Source organism: Acidobacteriota bacterium (genome assembly GCA_016208495.1).
Classification (GTDB): Bacteria; Acidobacteriota; Blastocatellia; order Chloracidobacteriales; family Chloracidobacteriaceae; genus JACQXX01.
Window position 1 is genome coordinate 1 of record JACQXX010000037.1, and the last position, 17,941, is coordinate 17,941.

General features: G+C 50.5%; 12 protein-coding genes. 4 read left to right on the forward strand and 8 right to left on the reverse strand.

The window, feature by feature from the left end; genetic code table 11:
* Positions 1-73: 73 nt before the first annotated feature.
* Both HY774_06310 and HY774_06315 read right to left on the reverse strand, forming a co-directional pair.
* Positions 74-844 carry a hypothetical protein gene (locus tag HY774_06310; protein ID MBI4748083.1) on the reverse strand — a complete coding sequence of 257 codons (771 nt, stop codon included), beginning with the start codon at positions 842-844 and terminating at the stop codon, positions 74-76.
* 255 nt (positions 845-1,099) lie between these two features.
* Complete coding sequence (locus HY774_06315) at positions 1,100-7,066, reverse strand: DUF4132 domain-containing protein (protein ID MBI4748084.1); 5,967 nt, start codon at positions 7,064-7,066, stop codon at positions 1,100-1,102.
* Positions 7,067-7,234: 168 nt separating this feature from the next.
* Between HY774_06315 and HY774_06320 the strand changes: the two genes are divergently transcribed.
* The 3 genes from HY774_06320 to HY774_06330 all read left to right on the forward strand — a co-directional run bounded on the left by HY774_06320 (position 7,235) and on the right by HY774_06330 (position 11,245).
* On the forward strand, positions 7,235-8,572 hold the full coding sequence (locus HY774_06320) for an insulinase family protein (protein ID MBI4748085.1): 1,338 nt from the start codon (positions 7,235-7,237) through the stop codon (positions 8,570-8,572).
* Positions 8,569-10,107 (forward strand): insulinase family protein, encoded by a 1,539-nt coding sequence (locus HY774_06325; protein ID MBI4748086.1) that lies wholly within the window; start codon positions 8,569-8,571, stop codon positions 10,105-10,107. Before HY774_06320 ends, HY774_06325 begins: the two co-directional genes overlap by 4 nt.
* Positions 10,108-10,258: 151 nt before the next feature.
* Entirely contained in the window at positions 10,259-11,245 is a 987-nt protein-coding gene (locus tag HY774_06330; protein MBI4748087.1) for a zinc-dependent alcohol dehydrogenase family protein, read from the forward strand.
* Between the two features lie 56 nt (positions 11,246-11,301).
* Here the strand turns inward: HY774_06330 and HY774_06335 are convergent, their stop codons facing one another.
* The 3 genes from HY774_06335 to HY774_06345 form a co-directional block, all read right to left on the reverse strand.
* Positions 11,302-11,874 carry a Uma2 family endonuclease gene (locus HY774_06335; GenBank protein MBI4748088.1) on the reverse strand — a complete coding sequence of 191 codons (573 nt, stop codon included), beginning with the start codon at positions 11,872-11,874 and terminating at the stop codon, positions 11,302-11,304.
* A 77-nt stretch (positions 11,875-11,951) separates the two neighbouring features.
* Entirely contained in the window at positions 11,952-12,518 is a 567-nt protein-coding gene (locus HY774_06340) for a Uma2 family endonuclease (protein MBI4748089.1), read from the reverse strand.
* Positions 12,519-12,842: 324 nt separating this feature from the next.
* Positions 12,843-13,844, reverse strand: a complete 1,002-nt coding sequence (locus tag HY774_06345) for a hypothetical protein (GenBank protein MBI4748090.1) — start codon at positions 13,842-13,844, stop codon at positions 12,843-12,845.
* A gap of 129 nt (positions 13,845-13,973) precedes the next feature.
* Here HY774_06345 and uvrC point away from each other — a divergent pair, with 129 nt between their 5' ends.
* Positions 13,974-15,848, forward strand: a complete 1,875-nt coding sequence (gene uvrC, locus HY774_06350) for an excinuclease ABC subunit UvrC (GenBank protein ID MBI4748091.1) — start codon at positions 13,974-13,976, stop codon at positions 15,846-15,848.
* Between the two features lie 204 nt (positions 15,849-16,052).
* Here the strand turns inward: uvrC and HY774_06355 are convergent, their stop codons facing one another.
* The 3 genes from HY774_06355 to HY774_06365 all read right to left on the reverse strand — a co-directional run bounded on the left by HY774_06355 (position 16,053) and on the right by HY774_06365 (position 17,870).
* On the reverse strand, positions 16,053-16,454 hold the full coding sequence (locus HY774_06355; protein MBI4748092.1) for a hypothetical protein: 402 nt from the start codon (positions 16,452-16,454) through the stop codon (positions 16,053-16,055).
* Positions 16,455-16,508: 54 nt separating this feature from the next.
* Positions 16,509-17,186 (reverse strand): S-adenosylmethionine-binding protein, encoded by a 678-nt coding sequence (locus tag HY774_06360; protein ID MBI4748093.1) that lies wholly within the window; start codon positions 17,184-17,186, stop codon positions 16,509-16,511.
* A 156-nt stretch (positions 17,187-17,342) separates the two neighbouring features.
* Entirely contained in the window at positions 17,343-17,870 is a 528-nt protein-coding gene (locus HY774_06365) for a hypothetical protein (protein ID MBI4748094.1), read from the reverse strand.
* Between the last annotated feature and the right edge of the window lie 71 nt (positions 17,871-17,941).

Consider the following 17,941-nt stretch of genomic DNA (forward strand, 5'->3'; position numbering starts at 1 on the left):
AGAGTTGGTGCCGAGCATACCAAACGAAGAGTAAATGACCCTGAAATCCGGACGTGGACGCCGCGCTGGAGGGTCAAGGAACTTCTTTTGGCACGTCATCTGGCGTGGAAAAAGGCCCGCTTGGAACCGCCTGAACGCCCGATGGTGGAGTCACCACCGGATGACGGGAAGGTAGACTGTTGCGGGGCCGACTCAAGAAGCTGGTCAACCGGAAGCTGGGGCAACCGGGAGGACACGACCTGTCCGCAGGGGAGAGCGCCAGAGGCTCGTCACGACCTGCCAGCCACTCTGAGCGCGAAACTTCCGAAGGCAATCCGCTCACGCGGCAAAACCGTCGGAGCAAAGCATATAGCAACTTAATATGTTTTGTGGAACAGTCCGCAACACAGGCGCTCCAGCCATCGGATTTGCTGGACCGGGCTGAACCCCGGACAAAGAGCGGGAAGCCAAGTGCTTCGCCAACGGAAGCGGTTTCTTCGAGGCTGGTCAGTGTCCGGCTTTCGGGTGTGAGTCCTGAGAGCAGCGGGTAAGCGCGGTCAAATTCCTGGGCGGTCAGATGTTCATCAATCGAATTGATGAGCCGGATGCCTTTTTTGAGCGCTTTGGTGTAAATCGCCGCGTAGCGTTCCGCCGATGGAATGAACCCAATCCACACGCCCACAGTTTCGGTTGTCTGTTCCGGGATATGCCAGAGTGCATTTTCAGCCGTTTCACACACTGAAAAATCACTCGGGATGAAATACACCTTGCATCCAGCCATCTGTGCGGCATCGGTCAAGTCGAGGTTATTTTGCTCGCTCGGCGTGGTTGGATTTTGGAGCGTGGCTTCACTGAGGATGATCATAGGATTAGGGTTTAGGGGCATAAGCGCCAGGATAAGAAAGCCAGTGCCCTTTCCGTTGGTATTGAATGATGCTCTTGTAGGATCTGGATTCGATCCTGGCCGTGACCGTGGGCTTCGCACCACGGCTATTAAACGACGACCCTCCGGGCCTAAAACCCTTATCCTGGCACTTATGGGTTCAGGGGGCAGGAGGTTCGAACCCTTTTTCGTTCTTCTTGTCCTTCTTTGTCTTTTGATTTTCTGGAACTCGAATTCCTAAACTGCTTCATATCCTGGCGGGTTACCATATTTGACCCGATTCCAGGCTTGTTCGAACAGCAGATGATGCGGTTGGAGCGGCAACACGAGGTTGAATGGCATTTCGTAGGTGCTGCCTGTTTGCCACACAATACCGTAGAGCGGCAGTTTCCAGGTTTCGAGCGGTAAATTCGGCGTTTTCAAAACCGTCCAACCACCTGGGAGAAAGAATGTACGTCCGGCACGGGCGCGTTTGGCTTCCATCAGAAGCGACCGACTGACGAGTTCTGCCACCGCTTTTTTGGTACGTTTGGCTTCCCAGCCGTTCCATTTCTTGAGGTTGCTGGTGGTTGGTTCAGCCAGTGCCAGAACCTGAAGGTATAAAATCGTAGCATCTTCGCTGAGTGCAAGCGTGGTTTTGACTTCGGCCACGAGTTCCGGAGCGGAATAGAACGGGTTGGTTTCCCATTGTCCAGCCGGCACGGGTGTTGACCGGATGCGCTCGGCGATTGCGGCCATTCCTTCCGATTTGAGCTGAGCAATGTGATTTGGCCGGGCCTGAAAATTGGCGCTCTTCGCAATTTTGTTCAGCGCTTCGAAGTCTATCACCTTCGCTGGACGAAAACAGACGCCAAAGGAGCCGGTTGTCATAGTTGGGTGCATTTTCAGAAAAGCAACCATATCTCCGGTGTCCCGGCCTGTTATTGATGCTCCTGCTTGTTGTTCAAACACCTGGTAGGGTTCATCCCCAAAGGCTCGAAGTGCGATATCTCCTTCATTTTGTGAACTTACCCAGCGAAAGCCAAGATCCACCAACAATTCAGGGTTTTTGAGTCGTTCACGGCTCAACTGAAAAACCTCAGCGCAATTGGTACGGAGTGCATGGCCCACAGGTAAGTTTTCAAATAAGAACGGCACCCAGTAGGCAATCGTCGTGGCTACGTCGTGGCTAAAATGTCGAGTTCGCCAGTGAGGATTGACCAGATGTTCATCCGGCGACAGCGGTCTCACTGGCTTACAGGTCTTGGAGTAATAAGACCAGTCACTTTGAATTTCCCAAACTACGTCTGTTGTGAGGTACCCCAAATTCTCAGGTCTTGAAATCAACTGCAGGAGAAGACTGGTTTTGAGCGGCAGCCTTTTGAGTTTCTTTTGAACCAGAGTTCGAATGGCGTCTGAGACGGAGATTCGCTTACCAAACCGAGTATTCCAGACGTGAGCCAGACGTGACACCAGGCTGGTTTCATCATCTGGCCCCGTGCCCAGCGGATTCCACAATGTCTCAACTGCCTCCGGCATAATCTCGGCATAGAGTTCCAGACTGTCTTCAGTCGAACACTCAGCGCTCAACTCTTCTTCGCGAGCGGTGTAGGCCATTCCTTTTTTCAACCCAAACTGGGTGAGAAACGCTTGAGGAAGAAAATTGGGTTCATACAACGACACATCAAAATGCAAACACCCAAACCACAACAAAATCGCAGCAGTTCGACTCAGACCGGTTTTTTGTGAGAGCGTTTCAGCAATTGTTTCACTCCAGGGAATCCCTCCGCGTTGACGGACCAGTTCGACGAATGTACGAATGCGTTCTGTACCGTTCCAGCTTCTGATTGGAATACTGGTATGGATAATTGTATGACCCAGTGGCTTAAAGTCTCCGATTGGTGCCAGCTCCAGAGCTGAAAAGGTGATTTTATATTCAGCCGCCTGCCATTCCTTGGCGACGCGGGTGAAATAAATATTGCCATTCTCCACGAATGCCGAGAAACTCCCTGGTCTCTTCCATTTGGCATCTTCCTCGCTAGAACTGGTACATGTGCCTTTGAAAAACCGAAACTGGAGTGTGTCGTCCGCAAAAATGGTGTTGGCCCAGCTTTCAAGGAAGTCCAGGATTTCAGAGCTATGCACCAGTGGACCATCCAGCGCTGACTGATAGTTCACCGCTGCGATAAATGCTGGCCCACCAATTTTTCCCATCAATCGAATGAAATGAAAATCTGATGAGCTTAATGGGCAAGCCTTCAGTTTATTCAGTTCTTCTTGATTCCCAAGGTATGCTGCCCGAAACCAGTTGCTGATTTCTCCGATATGTTTGCCGATGGATTTGCCCTGGTTTGAGTTGGAATAGATTCCAAAGGGTTTCAAGGCCAGGTTGATCTTTTCATCGAGTGGAAATGGAATCAGATCAAGATTTTCAGCTTCAACAACAGGAGCTGGTTTGGGAGGTGACACCAGTTTGTGTAATTTTTTGTTCAAAGTGGCTGTCTCCAGGATGATTCCAGCGACCCCGCGTTTTAAATTTGAATGCGTTAATTCTGGAAGTAGATGCGACAGTTTCTCGACAAGCGAATCAAGGCTTTGCTTGAGATCAGCTTCAAGGTTGAATACTTCTTCGATCCCAAAATCGAATAACAGGTGTGCGGTTTCGTCCGACAGCTTGCGCAGGGCAAGTGACCCGGCTTCATCGCGAACTTTGAGAAAATGCCACCAGACAGGAGGTAAAAACTTATAGGTCCCTCGGGCATACTCTGAGTTAACGTTTGGTGAATAGATATAGGTGCCGATGCGCCCTGATTCAGCCAGGTTCCAAACAGTAACACTATCACGATGTGGGGCAACGGCATGAAAGTCTTCGCATCCAGGAAATTTGAGCATGGCCTGAATGGTTGAATCCCCAAAATCTTTTCTCAAACTCCGTCCATCAATCCCCTCATATTCACGGGGTTGAAAGGCTGTTCCTGGTAGTTGATCCCATTTTCGAGAGCGCCACCCGGCCATCCCATCACGACTGCCGAGCAATGTTCCTTCCAGCTCCTTGGGTAATGGAAACAACTGGACCCGCTCAAAATCAATAGTCGTGCCATCAATTTTATATTCTTCGATAAATGCCGGCACCGAAGCCCGACCTTCTTCATCAGTTTGTGGATTGAATTCCTGGTAGGCATAGGCCCCCAGCTTCTGGACATACTGGTAACGCCAAAATGTCGAACCATCAAACAAGAGTTTAGTTTGAACCTTGATGTTTGGCTCTGTGTCACCAGCTCGTACCACACGACCACCAAAGGTAAATCCACCACCTGGGACTGGAAAGCTCAATCCTTCCAATGATGAGGTGTCATATAAGGCTGGGATTGTAAACAGAGTGGCCGGGTCATGAGACCAGTATGCTTTCGATTTGTCGTTTTTATAGTTCATAACCAGAAGCTGACCATCCACAAATCGTGCTACCCGAATTGGAAACTGTAGTTCGAAGACCCCCACTCTTCCTGGCGGTCCGATGACTATGGCCTGCCTTTGATTTGAAACCACCAGATAGGGAAATGCGCCTTGAAAGATCAGTCCTTCGTGTCGGCGAATGCTTAAGTCATCAATGGCGGCTTCCAGCTCAGGCCATCCAAATTCATCCATCACACCACCGCGCAATGTGCGGCCTAACCCTGGTGAAAGATTGACTTTTTTCAGCCGTTCAAAAATTTCAGGAAATTCATTCCATACCTGTGGAGAGGCAACTTTAGACAACTGGCGCAGGGCATCACCAATATCAAGAAGGAGCCCTGTTTCAATAGTGGTAATTTGCTGGTCAAACCACGCCTGTCGGACAGGTCCAAGACTTTTTTTCCTGACCGAAAGCAAGCGAAATGGTTCAGAATGAATAATCAAAGAGGCAAAGCTTTGATGGACCAGTGGGAGAAATCGCGGATCCTGGGCGACAAAAATCGGATCACGTTGAAATTCAGATGCCTGGGGTGGTTTGAGCCAGTTGTCCCATTTCAACTTTGTTCCTTCGGTTGGATCGGCAATTGGAATTTCCAGTTCAAGAGCCTGATCCAGCAGATCAACATCAAGACCATGATTTGGAATCGCCAGTGATAAAAGAGTCTTTTCAGCTTTGAGTCGATAGGTCATTTGCCTCAGTAATTGAAACAAGCGTACTGGCGGGTAATGGGTCCACCAGCTAGTCGTATGGACTACTTCTTGTTCAAACCATCGGGCGGCACCTTCTTCCGGTTTTGTTTCCGGAGTGGATGAGTCGGCTGGCATCCACAGTGATTCCAATGCCTTACAGTCATCCAGAAAATCAAGCCACCAGATGTGGAACTCCATCGGAGAGTATATTGAGCCGGGGAACAGATTTAATAAAATGCCTCGAATCCGGGGCGATTTCCTGGCCATTGTCACCAGCGGTGCCCGATACGCCCGCCAGAATTGCGGCTGGGCACGGCCAATCACGGATGACTCGATGATTTTTTCAAGTAGTGTCTGATCTTCCTGGTCAATATCCAGTCCAGCCTCAGCGGCAAGTGCGCGCAGGTGTTTGGCCATACCTCCCCAGGGCGGCAAGCCACCACTTGTTCGCCGAATACACAGTTCCTTAAAATATTCATAAGCCTTTGCCGCGCCATATTTTCGGCGCAATTGATCCGCATACTGGGTTAATGCGGAGGTTCGAAGCGCTCCGGCCAGGGCAAATTCCAGAAATGTTTCGCGCCGCTGGGCTTCATCTACTGGCAGGGCGTAGGTTTCTTCCGCCAGACGGGCTTTTTGAAAGTACTGGGCCGCCAGGGTTGGACTTCCCAGGTCAATGAACACACGCCCAACTTCTTCAAAATAGGATGGAAGAAAATGCGGGACAGCCCGTTCTAATCTGACAGCCAGATTGTCAAAACCCTCTATCGCCGCACTCTTTTTCCGCCGGGCCGTTTGGGTGTGCTGGCGCATTTCTTTGACTACGTTGAGCGCAAACGAAGCGTGATCTGGATGGTGAACCAGTGCCCAGCCGGGAAATCCAATTGCCCGCCGCCGTTGTTGGGCCAGGCTGGCTGTGATGTCAGGTGCATCAAATCCCAAGATTTCCATTTCCCGATCAATGCCGGGTGCCAGCACGTCGGCTACCAGCCGCGTCACGATTTGACCCGGAAACGCCCGGTGGCGATAGGTTCGGGCACTAACCTGATCAACCCGAACCTGTTCCGGCACCGGCACATCATGGAGAGCAAGCCCACCAGAATGAAGAATTTCGAGCGGTGAAATCGAAATACCGGGTGTTCTCTGGGCAGGATGCGTTTCAACTGTCTGGGAAATCAGTGGCTGGGGTGACTCCTGGCTGCTGAGTTTTCGAGCTGCGAAAATAAGTGCTGCCATTCGGTTGCCTTCCGAAAACGCAACCGGCCCCACATCAGCCACTTTAAGAATTTTTCCGGAGTCATCCACCCATTCGAGGTTGCCAGTAACCATTGACCCGCTTGAGGAGTCGGTGATGGCATAGCGGGCTTCAATCAGATGCCCACCTTCCCACACCGGACAACGAGCGTGCCCGGCCTGCAATCGGAAGCCCAGTTTCTGACACCGTCCCCAGACATAGCCAAATTTCGAGAATTTCCCATTCGCATACGTGTCCAATCTCTTTAAAGAAGAGAGACTGGCTGGTCGTGGCCAAATTTCCCGAAAAATCTGGTCAATGCCTTGTTTGATGTTTAATTCCACGAGCAATTCTCGAAAATCATTCAGGTCTGGCAACAAAATCGGATGGGGAATTAACATCAAGGGCAGGGAAGTCCACCACGTTTCGCCATCCAGGTTGACCAGCCCGAGTCCTTTCTGAGAGTCAGCACCGCGCAACAAACCTGCCGATTCAAACTGAATCGGGACTGTATGATCAACAGGACTCACGACTGTGTTTTCAAGTGCTTTGCGCCAGGTCAGGTCTTCCCAGAGGGCCTCAATGATCCGCCTCGGCACCGGGAGCGACCGCAACATCCAGCTTTCAACGGTCTGCTGGCACGCCTGTTTGTGAAGTTCGAGAAACTCAAGGGTTGATCGAAGTTGTTCTGCGACCTGGCTTTCTCTGACTGCTTTGGGAATCGAAGTCAGGCTTTCGCCCGCTGCATTGCGACAGATGAGTTTCTGACTTTTGATCGCCAGCGCGTAACCATTTTCAAGTTCAATCCATGGATATTCTTGGGGTTGCGTATTTTTTGATTTGGCCATGTTGAAAACCTTCCGGTTGGGGGGACTGGTAAAAACTCCACCCGCTGACGCAGGTGGTGCTGACTGGTTCAGTATGAAACGGCTAGACCCGTTGCCACTTGTCCGCCATAATCTCTGGCAATCCAAACATTCACCTTCATTCCCACAAGGAGAGTAAACGCACACTTGATGAAACGCCTTGCCGTTACGGTTTTGCTCCTACTCGTGCTGAGTTCAATGGCTCTTGGACAAAAGCAAAAAATTTTCCCGTATCCAATTCATAAAAAACAACTTCCCAACGGTCTTAAACTGGTAGTCGTGCCCTTTGACAGCCCCGGTATTATGGCCTATTACACCGTGGTTCGGGTTGGTTCACGCAACGAAGTCGAGCCCGGCGTCACCGGATTTGCCCACTTCTTTGAACACATGATGTTTCGGGGCACGCCGAAATATTCAAATGAGAAGTATCAGGCCATCTTGAAAGACCTGGGGGTTGATTCCAACGCCTTCACGTCAGACGACTGGACCTGCTATCACAGTACCGCTCCGGCCAGCGCGCTTGAAACCATTATGGATATGGAATCAGACCGCTTCCAGAATCTGAAATATTCACTCGAAGATTTTCAGAAAGAAGCCAAGGCCGTGCTTGGTGAATACAACAAAAGTGCCGCGTCTCCATTTCTGGCGATCAATGAAGCCGAACGCGACACCATGTATAGCAAACACACCTACAAACACTCAACGATTGGGTTTTTAAAAGACATTGTGGATATGCCCAATCAATATGACTACAGCCTCAAATTCTTTGACCGGTTTTATCGTCCGGAATACTGCACGGTGATGGTGGTTGGCGATGTGAAGCCGGAACAGTTCTTTAAACTGGCTGAAAAATACTACGGTCCGTGGAAACACGGCAACCACGTAGCTGATATTCCGGTCGAACCAGCCCAATCCGGAGAAAAAGTCGCTGACATCCCGTGGAAAGGTCGCACGTTACCTTATCTGGTGGTGGCATTTCACGCGCCAGCATTCTCAACTGAAACCAAAGACAAAGTGGCGCTCAATCTGCTGGCGAAACTGGCCTTTGGCAACACGTCGGCGCTCTATCAAAAGCTGGTGCTTTCTGAACAACGCGCCGATTTGCTCGCCGCAAGTGCCGACGACAGCCGGGACCCAGGTTCATTTGAAATCTACGTTCGGGTCAAAAATGAAGCCGAACTGGCCAAAGTCCGCGATGAAGTCTATGCCAAATTGGAAGAATTAAAAATCAAGCCGGTGGATGACGATAAACTGGCCGAAGTGAAATCAAACTTCCGCTACAACTTTGCCATGCAACTGCGAACCCCAGATGAAGTCGCCTATACACTTGGCAACTACATCAAGCTGACGGGTGAACCCGAAGCCGTCAACAAAGCCTTCGAACTCTATGACCAGGTCACTCCGGCTGACATTCAGCGCGTGGCCCAACAGATTTTCACGAAAGAAAACCGCACCGTTTTGACATTGAAAGGAGGGAGCGCGAAATGAAGTTCACCACTCTTTTCAATCGTTTGATGCTGGGGCTGGTGGTCACGGGAATGATGGCGCCAGGACTGGTGCAGGCAATCGGGCCGAAAACTGGTCAATCAAAAGCCAAAAGCGGCATCAGTAAAGTGGTGCTGCCCAGTCAGTCGCCATTGATTACCATCCGGGTGATGTTCCGGGCTGGTTCCGCCTATGATCCGCCAGGAAAAGAAGGCATCGCCAAACTGACCGCCGGGTTAATCGAAGAAGGTGGCAGCCAGTCAATGACCTTTAAAGACATTCTCAAGAAGCTCTACCCCATGGCCGCCGATGTCTCGGTCAAAGTCGAAAAAGAAACCGTGACGATGGTCGGGGAAGTCCACAAAGACCACCTCGACAAGTTTTATGCGATTTTTTCTGACGTGTTGCTCCATCCCCGGTTTGAGCAGGCTGAATTTGATCGGGTCCGCGAAGATGCGGTCAATTACTTGAAGACCTCGCTTCGCAGCACCAACGACGAAGAATTTGGCAAACAGACGCTTGAAACCGAAATTTTCCGGGGCCACGCCTATGATCACGTGATCGGTGGTTCGGTGCGGTCGCTCAACGCGTTGAAACTGGAGGATGTGAAAGCGTTTTACCAGGAGTATTACACCCAGGCCAACCTGATGATCGGCGTGGCCGGCGATGTGCCCAAGACCTTTGTTGCCCAGATGGAGAAAGATTTTTCAGCGCTTCCCGTTGGAAAACCGGCAGACCTCCGGGCTGGAACCATCACGCCGCCTTCGGGGCTGGAAGTCACGTTGATTGAAAAAGATACCGATGCCACGGCGGTTTCACTCGGCTTCCCGGTCAATGTGACGCGCAAAGATTCAGAGTTTTACGCCTTGCTGGTGGCCAATTCCTATCTTGGCGAACACCGGACCTTTAACGGTGTGCTGATGCAGAATATGCGTGGCAAGCGCGGGTTAAACTATGGAGATTATTCCTACGTCGAGCACTTTGTTCAGGAAGGCGGCTCGACCTTTGCACTGCCCAACGTGCCCCGCCAGAAGCAATATTTCAGCATCTGGATCCGACCCGTACCAAATGCCGTCCGGTTATTTGCACTCCGGGAAGCAATGTGGGAAACCGACCGGCTGGTGAAAAACGGGATGACTCAGGAACAATTTGAATCAACCCGCAAGTTCCTGCTCAATTACAGCCGGTTGTGGGTTCAGACATTGAGCCGTCGTTTGGGATACCGAATGGATTCAAAGTTTTACGGAATTGAAGATTACATCCAGGAAATCCAGACGCGGTTACCGAAACTCACCCTGGCCGAAGTCAACGCCGCAATCAAAAAACACCTCAATTCACAGTCATTCAAAGTGGTGATGATTACGCGTGATGCCGAGTCGCTCAAACAGCACATGCTCGCCAACACAGTATCACCCATGAAATATGACAGCACCACTCCGGATGATATTCTCAAGGAAGACAAGGAGATTGAAAAATTCCCGCTGGCTGCCACTGAGAAGAAAATTCGGATTGTGAAGGCTGAAGAGATGTTTGAGTGATTGAGGGGTCAGGGTTCCGGGTTCCGGGTTCCGGGTTCCGGGTTCCGGGTTCCGGGTTCCGGGTTCCGGGTTTTCAAATTTGGGTCCTTTTCGTCCTTTTTGTCTTTTTCTGTTTCTGAACCCGGAACCCGGAACCCTCATCGGTGCAATTATGAAAGCCATGATTTTTGAGCAAGTCGGTCAACCGCTTCGAATGGTTGAACTTCCAGACCCGGTGCCTGGCCCGAAGCAAGTACGGTTGCGGGTTTTAGCCTGTGCCGTATGTCGGACAGATTTGCACGTGGTGGATGGTGAACTCCCCAATCCAAAGCTGCCACTGATTCCTGGTCATCAAATCGTTGGCATCATTGAAGCGGTGGGTGAACAGGTGACGCATCTCAAACCTGGTCAACGGGTTGGTGTGCCGTGGCTTGGTTCGACCTGTGGCATCTGCCCGTTTTGCCAGCGGGGAAAAGAAAACCTCTGCGATGACGCCAGATTCACCGGCTATCATCTGGATGGTGGCTATGCCGAACAAACTGTTGCGGATGAACGATATTGCTTCCCGATTCCAGAAGGCTACCCGGATTTGCAAGCCGCACCGCTGTTGTGTGGCGGACTGATTGGCTATCGGGCCTTGCGAATGACTGAATCGGCTCAAATCCTGGGGTTTTACGGCTTTGGTTCAGCGGCACATATGTTGATTCAGGTGGCGCGATACCAGGGCCGGCGGGTGTATGCTTTCACCAGAAAAGGCGATAGCGAAGGACAGGAATTTGCGCGAAAATTGGGGGCCGTTTGGGCTGGCGACCCAGGTCAGGAAGCTCCAGAAAAACTGGATGCGGCGATTCTTTTTGCCCCGGCGGGAGAGTTGGTGCCGGCAGCACTGCGGGCAGTGACCAAAGGTGGGATTGTGGTCTGTGCTGGAATTCACATGAGCGACATTCCGTCGTTTCCATATCGGATTTTATGGGAAGAGCGGGTGATTCGGTCAGTTGCCAATCTGACCCGTCAGGATGGCGAGGAATTTCTGGAAATTGCTCCGAAAGTGCCAGTTCACACTGAGGTTACGGTGTATCCGCTGGAACATGCCAATGATGCCCTCAATGATTTGCGTGCGGGGCGTATTTGCGGAACGGCTGTGCTGGCAATTCAGTAGAGGGAAAATCAAAAGGAAGGCAAGAACGTAAGGACGCTGTTGCTTTGAACCGCGTCCTACTCAAACACCCGATCATAAATTTCCGTCATCTCAAGTCGGCACCCAACCGAAGTCAGTTCCACAACTCCCTGTTCATCAGTTGTTTCCAATCTACTCCATTCACCTGATTCCTGTTTGATAAACTGGATGACCTGCCGTTTGGTCGAATAAATCACCAGATACTCTTTGACCGAAGGAATCGCCTGATAGATCTCCAGTTTTCTTTCCAGGTCGCGCTTTTCCGAAGTCGGAGAGATAATCTCGACCAGCAACACCGGGTTTACCAGAACATCAATCCCCTGAATGTTTTCAAAGATGGCTTTGCCACAAACGGCTGAAGCGTCTGGGTAACGATACGGAGGAAAGATGGGGGTTTTGACGGCTGAATCTGCGGTATGAACACGACACGATGAGCCTCTAAGCTGGCTAAACAGATTACCCGCAACATTCATCGAGATTTCACCATGCTCTCGGCTACCACCGCTCATGCAAATGATTTCTCCATCCCAGTATTCATACCGGGCGTCATCTGCGTGTTCGAGAGCGAAATATTCTTCAAGCGTGTAGAGATGAACTGGATTGGCAGACATAAAAAACCTCTGTGGGTTGAAGAAATCGGGCTGAAGAAATCGGGCTGAAAACAGATGGAGAGAACTTGGGTTCAATGCTAGACCCGATCATAAATATCCGTCATCTCAAGTCGGCACCCAACCGAAGTCAGTTCCACAACTCCCTGTTCATCAGTTGTTTCCAATCTACTCCATTCACCTGATTCCTGCTTGATAAACTGGATGACCTGCCGTTTGGTCGAATAAATCACCAGATATTCTTTGACCGAAGGAATCGCCTGATAGATCTCCAGTTTTCTTTCCATGTCGCGCTTTTCCGAGGTTGGAGAAATAATCTCGACTAGCAACACCGGATTCACCAGAACATCAATCCCCTGAATATTTTCAAAGATCGCCTTCCCACAGACAACTGAAGCATCAGGATACCGGTACGGCGGAAGTTCAGGTGTTTTGACGGCTGAGTCACTGTTGAATGCTTCGCAGGAAGACCCTGTTGTCTTTGAAAACAAGTGGCCATTCACATTGCGGGCAATGCGACTATGTTCCTTGCTGCCGCCGCTCATACAGACGACTTCGCCTTGCCAGTATTCATAGCGGGCATCGCCAGCGTGTTCGAGGGCGAAATATTCTTCAAGTGTGTAGAGATGGATAGGATTGGCAGACATAGGATTTAGGGTTCAGGGTTCAGGGTTCAGGGTTCAGGGTTCAGGGTTCAGGGCTGAAGATTTTTAACCTGAAGTTTTTAGGTTAGATCTGTCTTCAACCCCGGTCTTTTCAGCCGTATACCATTTTGGATTGACTCCCTTGTATTATGGCAAGGCTAAAACCATTTTGGAATGAAATCCCCGCATTAGAAAATAGTCAGTAATTCAATCAAATAAAGTTAGTGGACTACTGACTACGATCTACTAACTACAAACTGGTATAAATTATTGAAAAGATTGTATTTCCCTGAACCCTGAACCCTGAACCCTGAACCCTAAATGGTATTAGTCCTCATCCCCATTTTCATCTGGCGCATTGATCTCCGGATCATTTGGGGTGGCGCGCAATCCTTGCCGATCTGCCCCGTGGAGCGTTCCGCTTTCTTCGATTACAAATGAGCGGCGTCCAGATTTGTTGTATTCGTTCGGGGTGGCATAGAGCGCAAAGACCGGCGGGCGCTGGTTGTTATTGACGACCAGTTCCAGGCGATAGCCCTTCACTTTGCCGCTCGCAATGTCAGTCCCGACCAGTCCTTCACGGCGCAGATCATCCAGCGACATAGCATAGCGCACCTGTTTTCCATTACCGATAAAGTATTGAGCCTGGGAGTTTTGAACGTTGCGCAAAATCTGCATGATTGCTTCTTCATTGGATTGGATCCGGAGCGCAACCAGTCGCTCAGGGCTGAAGAACTCATCGAGTTTTCCGCCTTCGGCAATACTGTAAAAAGAAGCAATCTGCCAGGGCTTATCTTTTTTCTTTTTGTTTTTGAGCAAAATCACCTGATAGGCAAGGGCGGCTGGTTCGCCTTCAAACTGCGTCAGCCGAACCTCGATGATGGAAAGGTCTTCAGAAACAGCCGGACCGGCAATTTCTGAAAACTGAACTTCTCCGGAAATTTTCCCACCGGAACGGAGCTGAACACGTCGCTGACCACCTGCGCCAGTAATGACTTCGGTGCGGATTCCGGTTTCGGCCAGTTTGGTCAACGGGTGATTGCTCAAAATAGCGCGTTTGATTTCCGCGTACCCGCTGGCATCGGTCGTGGCCATATTGGCAAGCACGGTCTGGGCGCTATCAGTCATAAAGCCACGGATTTTGGTGTCATCATTATTAAAAAATGCCTCTACGCATTGAATGACCACCTCCATCGGTTGCGGGCCTTTGTCTGCCGCAAGTACACTGGAATTCGGCAATCGAACCGCCAGTGGCGCAACCATCAAAAAACACATCGCGACCATCAGGGTCACTTTCCATCCACGCACAAACACATTTTGAAACGGCATATTCGAAACAGTCTCTTTCGGAAGTTATTGTTTTTTTAGTGGTTAGTGATGAGTGGTTAGTGGTTGGTATTTCCTCAAAATGAATGACTAACCACTCATCACTCACCACTAACCACTAACTCACAGCTTATGCACCTTGAAGAAAAAGTCTCCAGTTTACCAACCAGTCCGGGATGTTATCTGCACAAGGATAAATCCGGAAGGATTATCTATGTTGGAAAAGCGAAAAACCTGCGCAATCGGGTTCGCAGTTATTTCCAGGAATCGCGGGCATATGATGCCAAAACCCGTGAACTGGTGTCACGGATTGTTGATTTTGAGTTTATTGTCACTGATACGGAAATCGAAGCGTTGATCCTGGAAAGCAATCTGATCAAGGAATACAAGCCTCGCTACAATGTGATGCTCAAGGACGATAAACAGTATCCCCACTTGAAGCTAACGTTAAATGAGCGATTTCCCCGTGTGATTAAAACCCGGCGTGTGCTCAACGACAAGGCGCTATACCACGGGCCCTATTTGCCGGCGTCGCTGGCGCAGCAGACATTAAAGCTCATCAATCAATTATTTCAACTTCGAACCTGCGAGATTGAAATTGATGGCAGACGCGAACGGCCCTGTCTGGAATACCACATCAAGCGCTGTCTTGGTCCATGTGTCAAAGATCTCTGCTCGAAAACCCAGTATAATGAAGCAGTTAAGGACGTGAAGCTGTTTTTCGAAGGCAAGAAACAGGATCTGATTGTCAGTCTGCGCGAACGAATGGAGAAAGCCGCGGAAGATCTTCGGTTTGAACAAGCCGCGCGCTATCGAGACCAGATCAAGTTGATTGAACGGCTTGGGGAAGAGCAGAAAATGATGCTCAAAACAGCGGCGGACATTGATATTTTTGGGTACTTTCGCGAGGGTGCCCGGGCCGCACTCCAGTTGTTTACCATGCGCGACGGAAAAATCATCGGGCGACGCGAATTTTTCTGGGAAGATTTGCCGCTCGAAGGCTTTGACCCGCGTGACTTTATTGGTGACGCGCTCAAACAGTACTACAGCCTGGGCAACTATGTCCCAAGTGAAGCCCACGTTCCAGTTGACTTCGAAGACCGCCCGTTGCTTGAGGAATTCCTCACCCAGCGGCGTGGCACGCGGGTGAAAATTCTCGATCCGCAGCGTGGTCCGAAACGCGATTTGATTGATCTGGTGGAACGCAACGCCAGGATTTCATTTGACCAGCGGTTTCGGGTGCTCAAACCCGATATGCAGAAAGTGCTCGAAGACTTTGCCGACACGCTCGAATTGCCTTGTTTTCCTGGCCGAATCGAGTGCTTTGACATCTCGCACATTCAAGGCGCTGAAACCGTGGCCTCAATGGTGGTATGCGACAACGGCGTGATGAACAAGGCCGAATACCGCAAGTTTATGATTAAGACGGTGGAGGGCATTGATGACTTTAAATCAATGAAAGAAGTCGTCGGGCGCCGGTACAAGCGGCTCTTGCGGGAAGAAAAACCACTTCCGGATGTCGTGCTGATTGACGGAGGGAAGGGTCAGTTGTCAGCCGCCGCTGCGGCGATGCGTCAGCTTGGGCTCGAAGCCGTGCCGATGGTGGCAATTGCCAAGCGCGAGGAACTGCTCTTCGTCAAAGGCCGCGAACGCGACCCGGTGCGGATTGATCACCATTCGCCGCTGATTCACCTGGTCCAGATGGTTCGTGACGAAGCCCACCGCTTTGCCGTGACCTATCACCGCAAACGCCGTGAAATGCGGGATTTCGATTCGGAACTGCTGGCGATTCCTGGCGTCGGCCCCAAGCTCAAAACCCGGCTGCTGCGCAATCTTGGCAGTCTGGAGAATGTCCGGCGGGCATCCGAAGTTGAATTGACGCCGTTTGTCGGTCCGATCAAAGCCAAACAGATTGTCGAATATTTTGCCACCCGGCGAGCTGAAGAGGCTGAAGTCGCTGTGTCACCAACCGATGATGTGTTTGATGAGGAATTTTGGTTGGAGTGAGTAGCCAGGGTTCAGGGCCGAAACCAAGGGATGAGGGATGAGGGATGAGGGATGAAAAAAATCCCTTGTCACCTTGTCATCTTGTCATCTTGTCCCCTTGTCCCCCTGTCACCTTGTCATTTTGTCACCTTGTCATTTTGTCACCTTGTCACTCTGTCACCTTGTCACCCTGTCACTTTGTCACCCTGTCACCTTGTCATTTTGTCACTTTGTTATCTGGTCGGTGATGTCACGCCAGTGGACTATTTCTGGAAAAGGTTGTTGATGGCGAAAAGCCAGGAAGACCTCAATCACCTGCTCAATTGTGAACCACTCGTTTTGGGATAATCGAAGTTGACTTCCCGCAAAGCTGAGTACCGCGCCATCAAATTCCAGTGGAATAACAGGTTGTTCTTGGAAAGCTCGGAAAATACGCCCAGTTTCAGCATTTTTGTACTCAACAACACAGGTCGCTCGACCACCTCCGACCTGAACCCAGTTTCCCTGAGCATCTGTCAGCGACGCATAGGCTGACCGACCATAGCTTTTGAGAAACCGGAGTTGACGGGCGATCTGGTTGTCAGACGGATGAATCAGATCTTTGGCATTTTGTCGCTGAAAAAGCATTCTTCTTTTAGAAAATAAACGAGGCGGATGACTGAAGGATTTTCTTTTGTTGAATTACCGTTCAGCAACTTGAGCAAATAAATCACCCTGAATCACATTCTTCCGCCGATGATTATGAATTGAGACCACTTTGAAATCATCTGCCGAGGCTTCAGGATTTTCCACAACTTCATTACCCCACTGTGTCCACCCTGGTCGTGGATTACGGGCAAAAAGCTCAAGGTAGGGACCCAAGCTGCAAGCTTCAATCAGAGGATAAAGTTCATCTGGTTTGCGTGAATGTTCGCGTTTTTGGGTTGCGACAAGGTTCACCTGGCGGCGTCCGGGTTTCAGCGTTCGCATACTTCCACGAACACCAAACAACACCAGTTCGGTGACATTGCGAAAGTAGAAACCAACGCCTCGACCATCCGGGCCACCATCTTTGCGGATCTTGTACCACACCAGGTTGGTTTTATAGGTAAACCCCCAACGCTTCATGGTTTCCAGTCCTTCAGCGAGCAAAGCATTTGGAACCCAGAGGTAAAGATGGCTTGTTGCTGCAGCAAGTTGAGACACCGGAAGCTCATAAATTTCTTCAAATTCGAGGGTTGGGTACCGCAATAAGCGTTTGTGCTCAGGTGCCATTTTTCCGGTTCGATTATCAAATCGCCAGGGGGGATCTGCAAGAATGGTCTGATAGGTTCCAGAGACTCGTTGGAGCAAGTCTTGTGCCGCAGTTGGCTGGATCATGCGCGTGGTCCTTTCAGCGTTTAGGATTTTGAAAACCGGGTTCCGGACAGGCATTTTTAACTTGTAGCCAGCAATTGCCTGAAGACCAGCTTGTGGAAAGCAAAGCAACATTGATCGGCGGAACCCGGAACCTGATATCCTGGACCCTAAATGGTATTACCACCGGAAATCATTGTTGATCGTCAACACCTGCCGGGCGAGTTCGGCGGAACGCGGTAGACCTTTTTGGGCGACATCCCAGACCAGTTCGGAATAGGGTGCCAATCCGAAGTTATCCAATCCGGCCAGGATCTGATACACCGTGTTGTCCGGGTGGTTTGACCATTGTTCCAGGGCTTGAGCCAGTGCTTCGCGGGCGCCGTCTTCGCTGGTGCGACCAAGTGCCCAGGCGGCCATTCCAGCGTGGGGTGGGTCAGTTTTCAGGAGTTCACTGAGGGCAGCAATTAAGGCAATGGATTCTTCTTCAGTCAGTGAATGGTGCAGCAAGTCAGGCGTCAGCATGGCTTGATAGAAGCCTTCGTTTTCAATCGCAAACGTGTAGCGCTCCAGCAGAAGTCCAGCCTGGGTAATGGCTCGCAGAATGGGCGAATCACCTGGAGTGGTACTTCCTTCTGGCGGTACCTGGCGACCGGCTGGTTTTCCCTGGATTTGATCGAGGAGATCAGAAATGAGAACGCTGATCATTTCGAATGAATCCTTTCAATGGACAAAGTTGACCGGCATTTACCGAAGAGCCTGGTCTGATCGGTTACAAT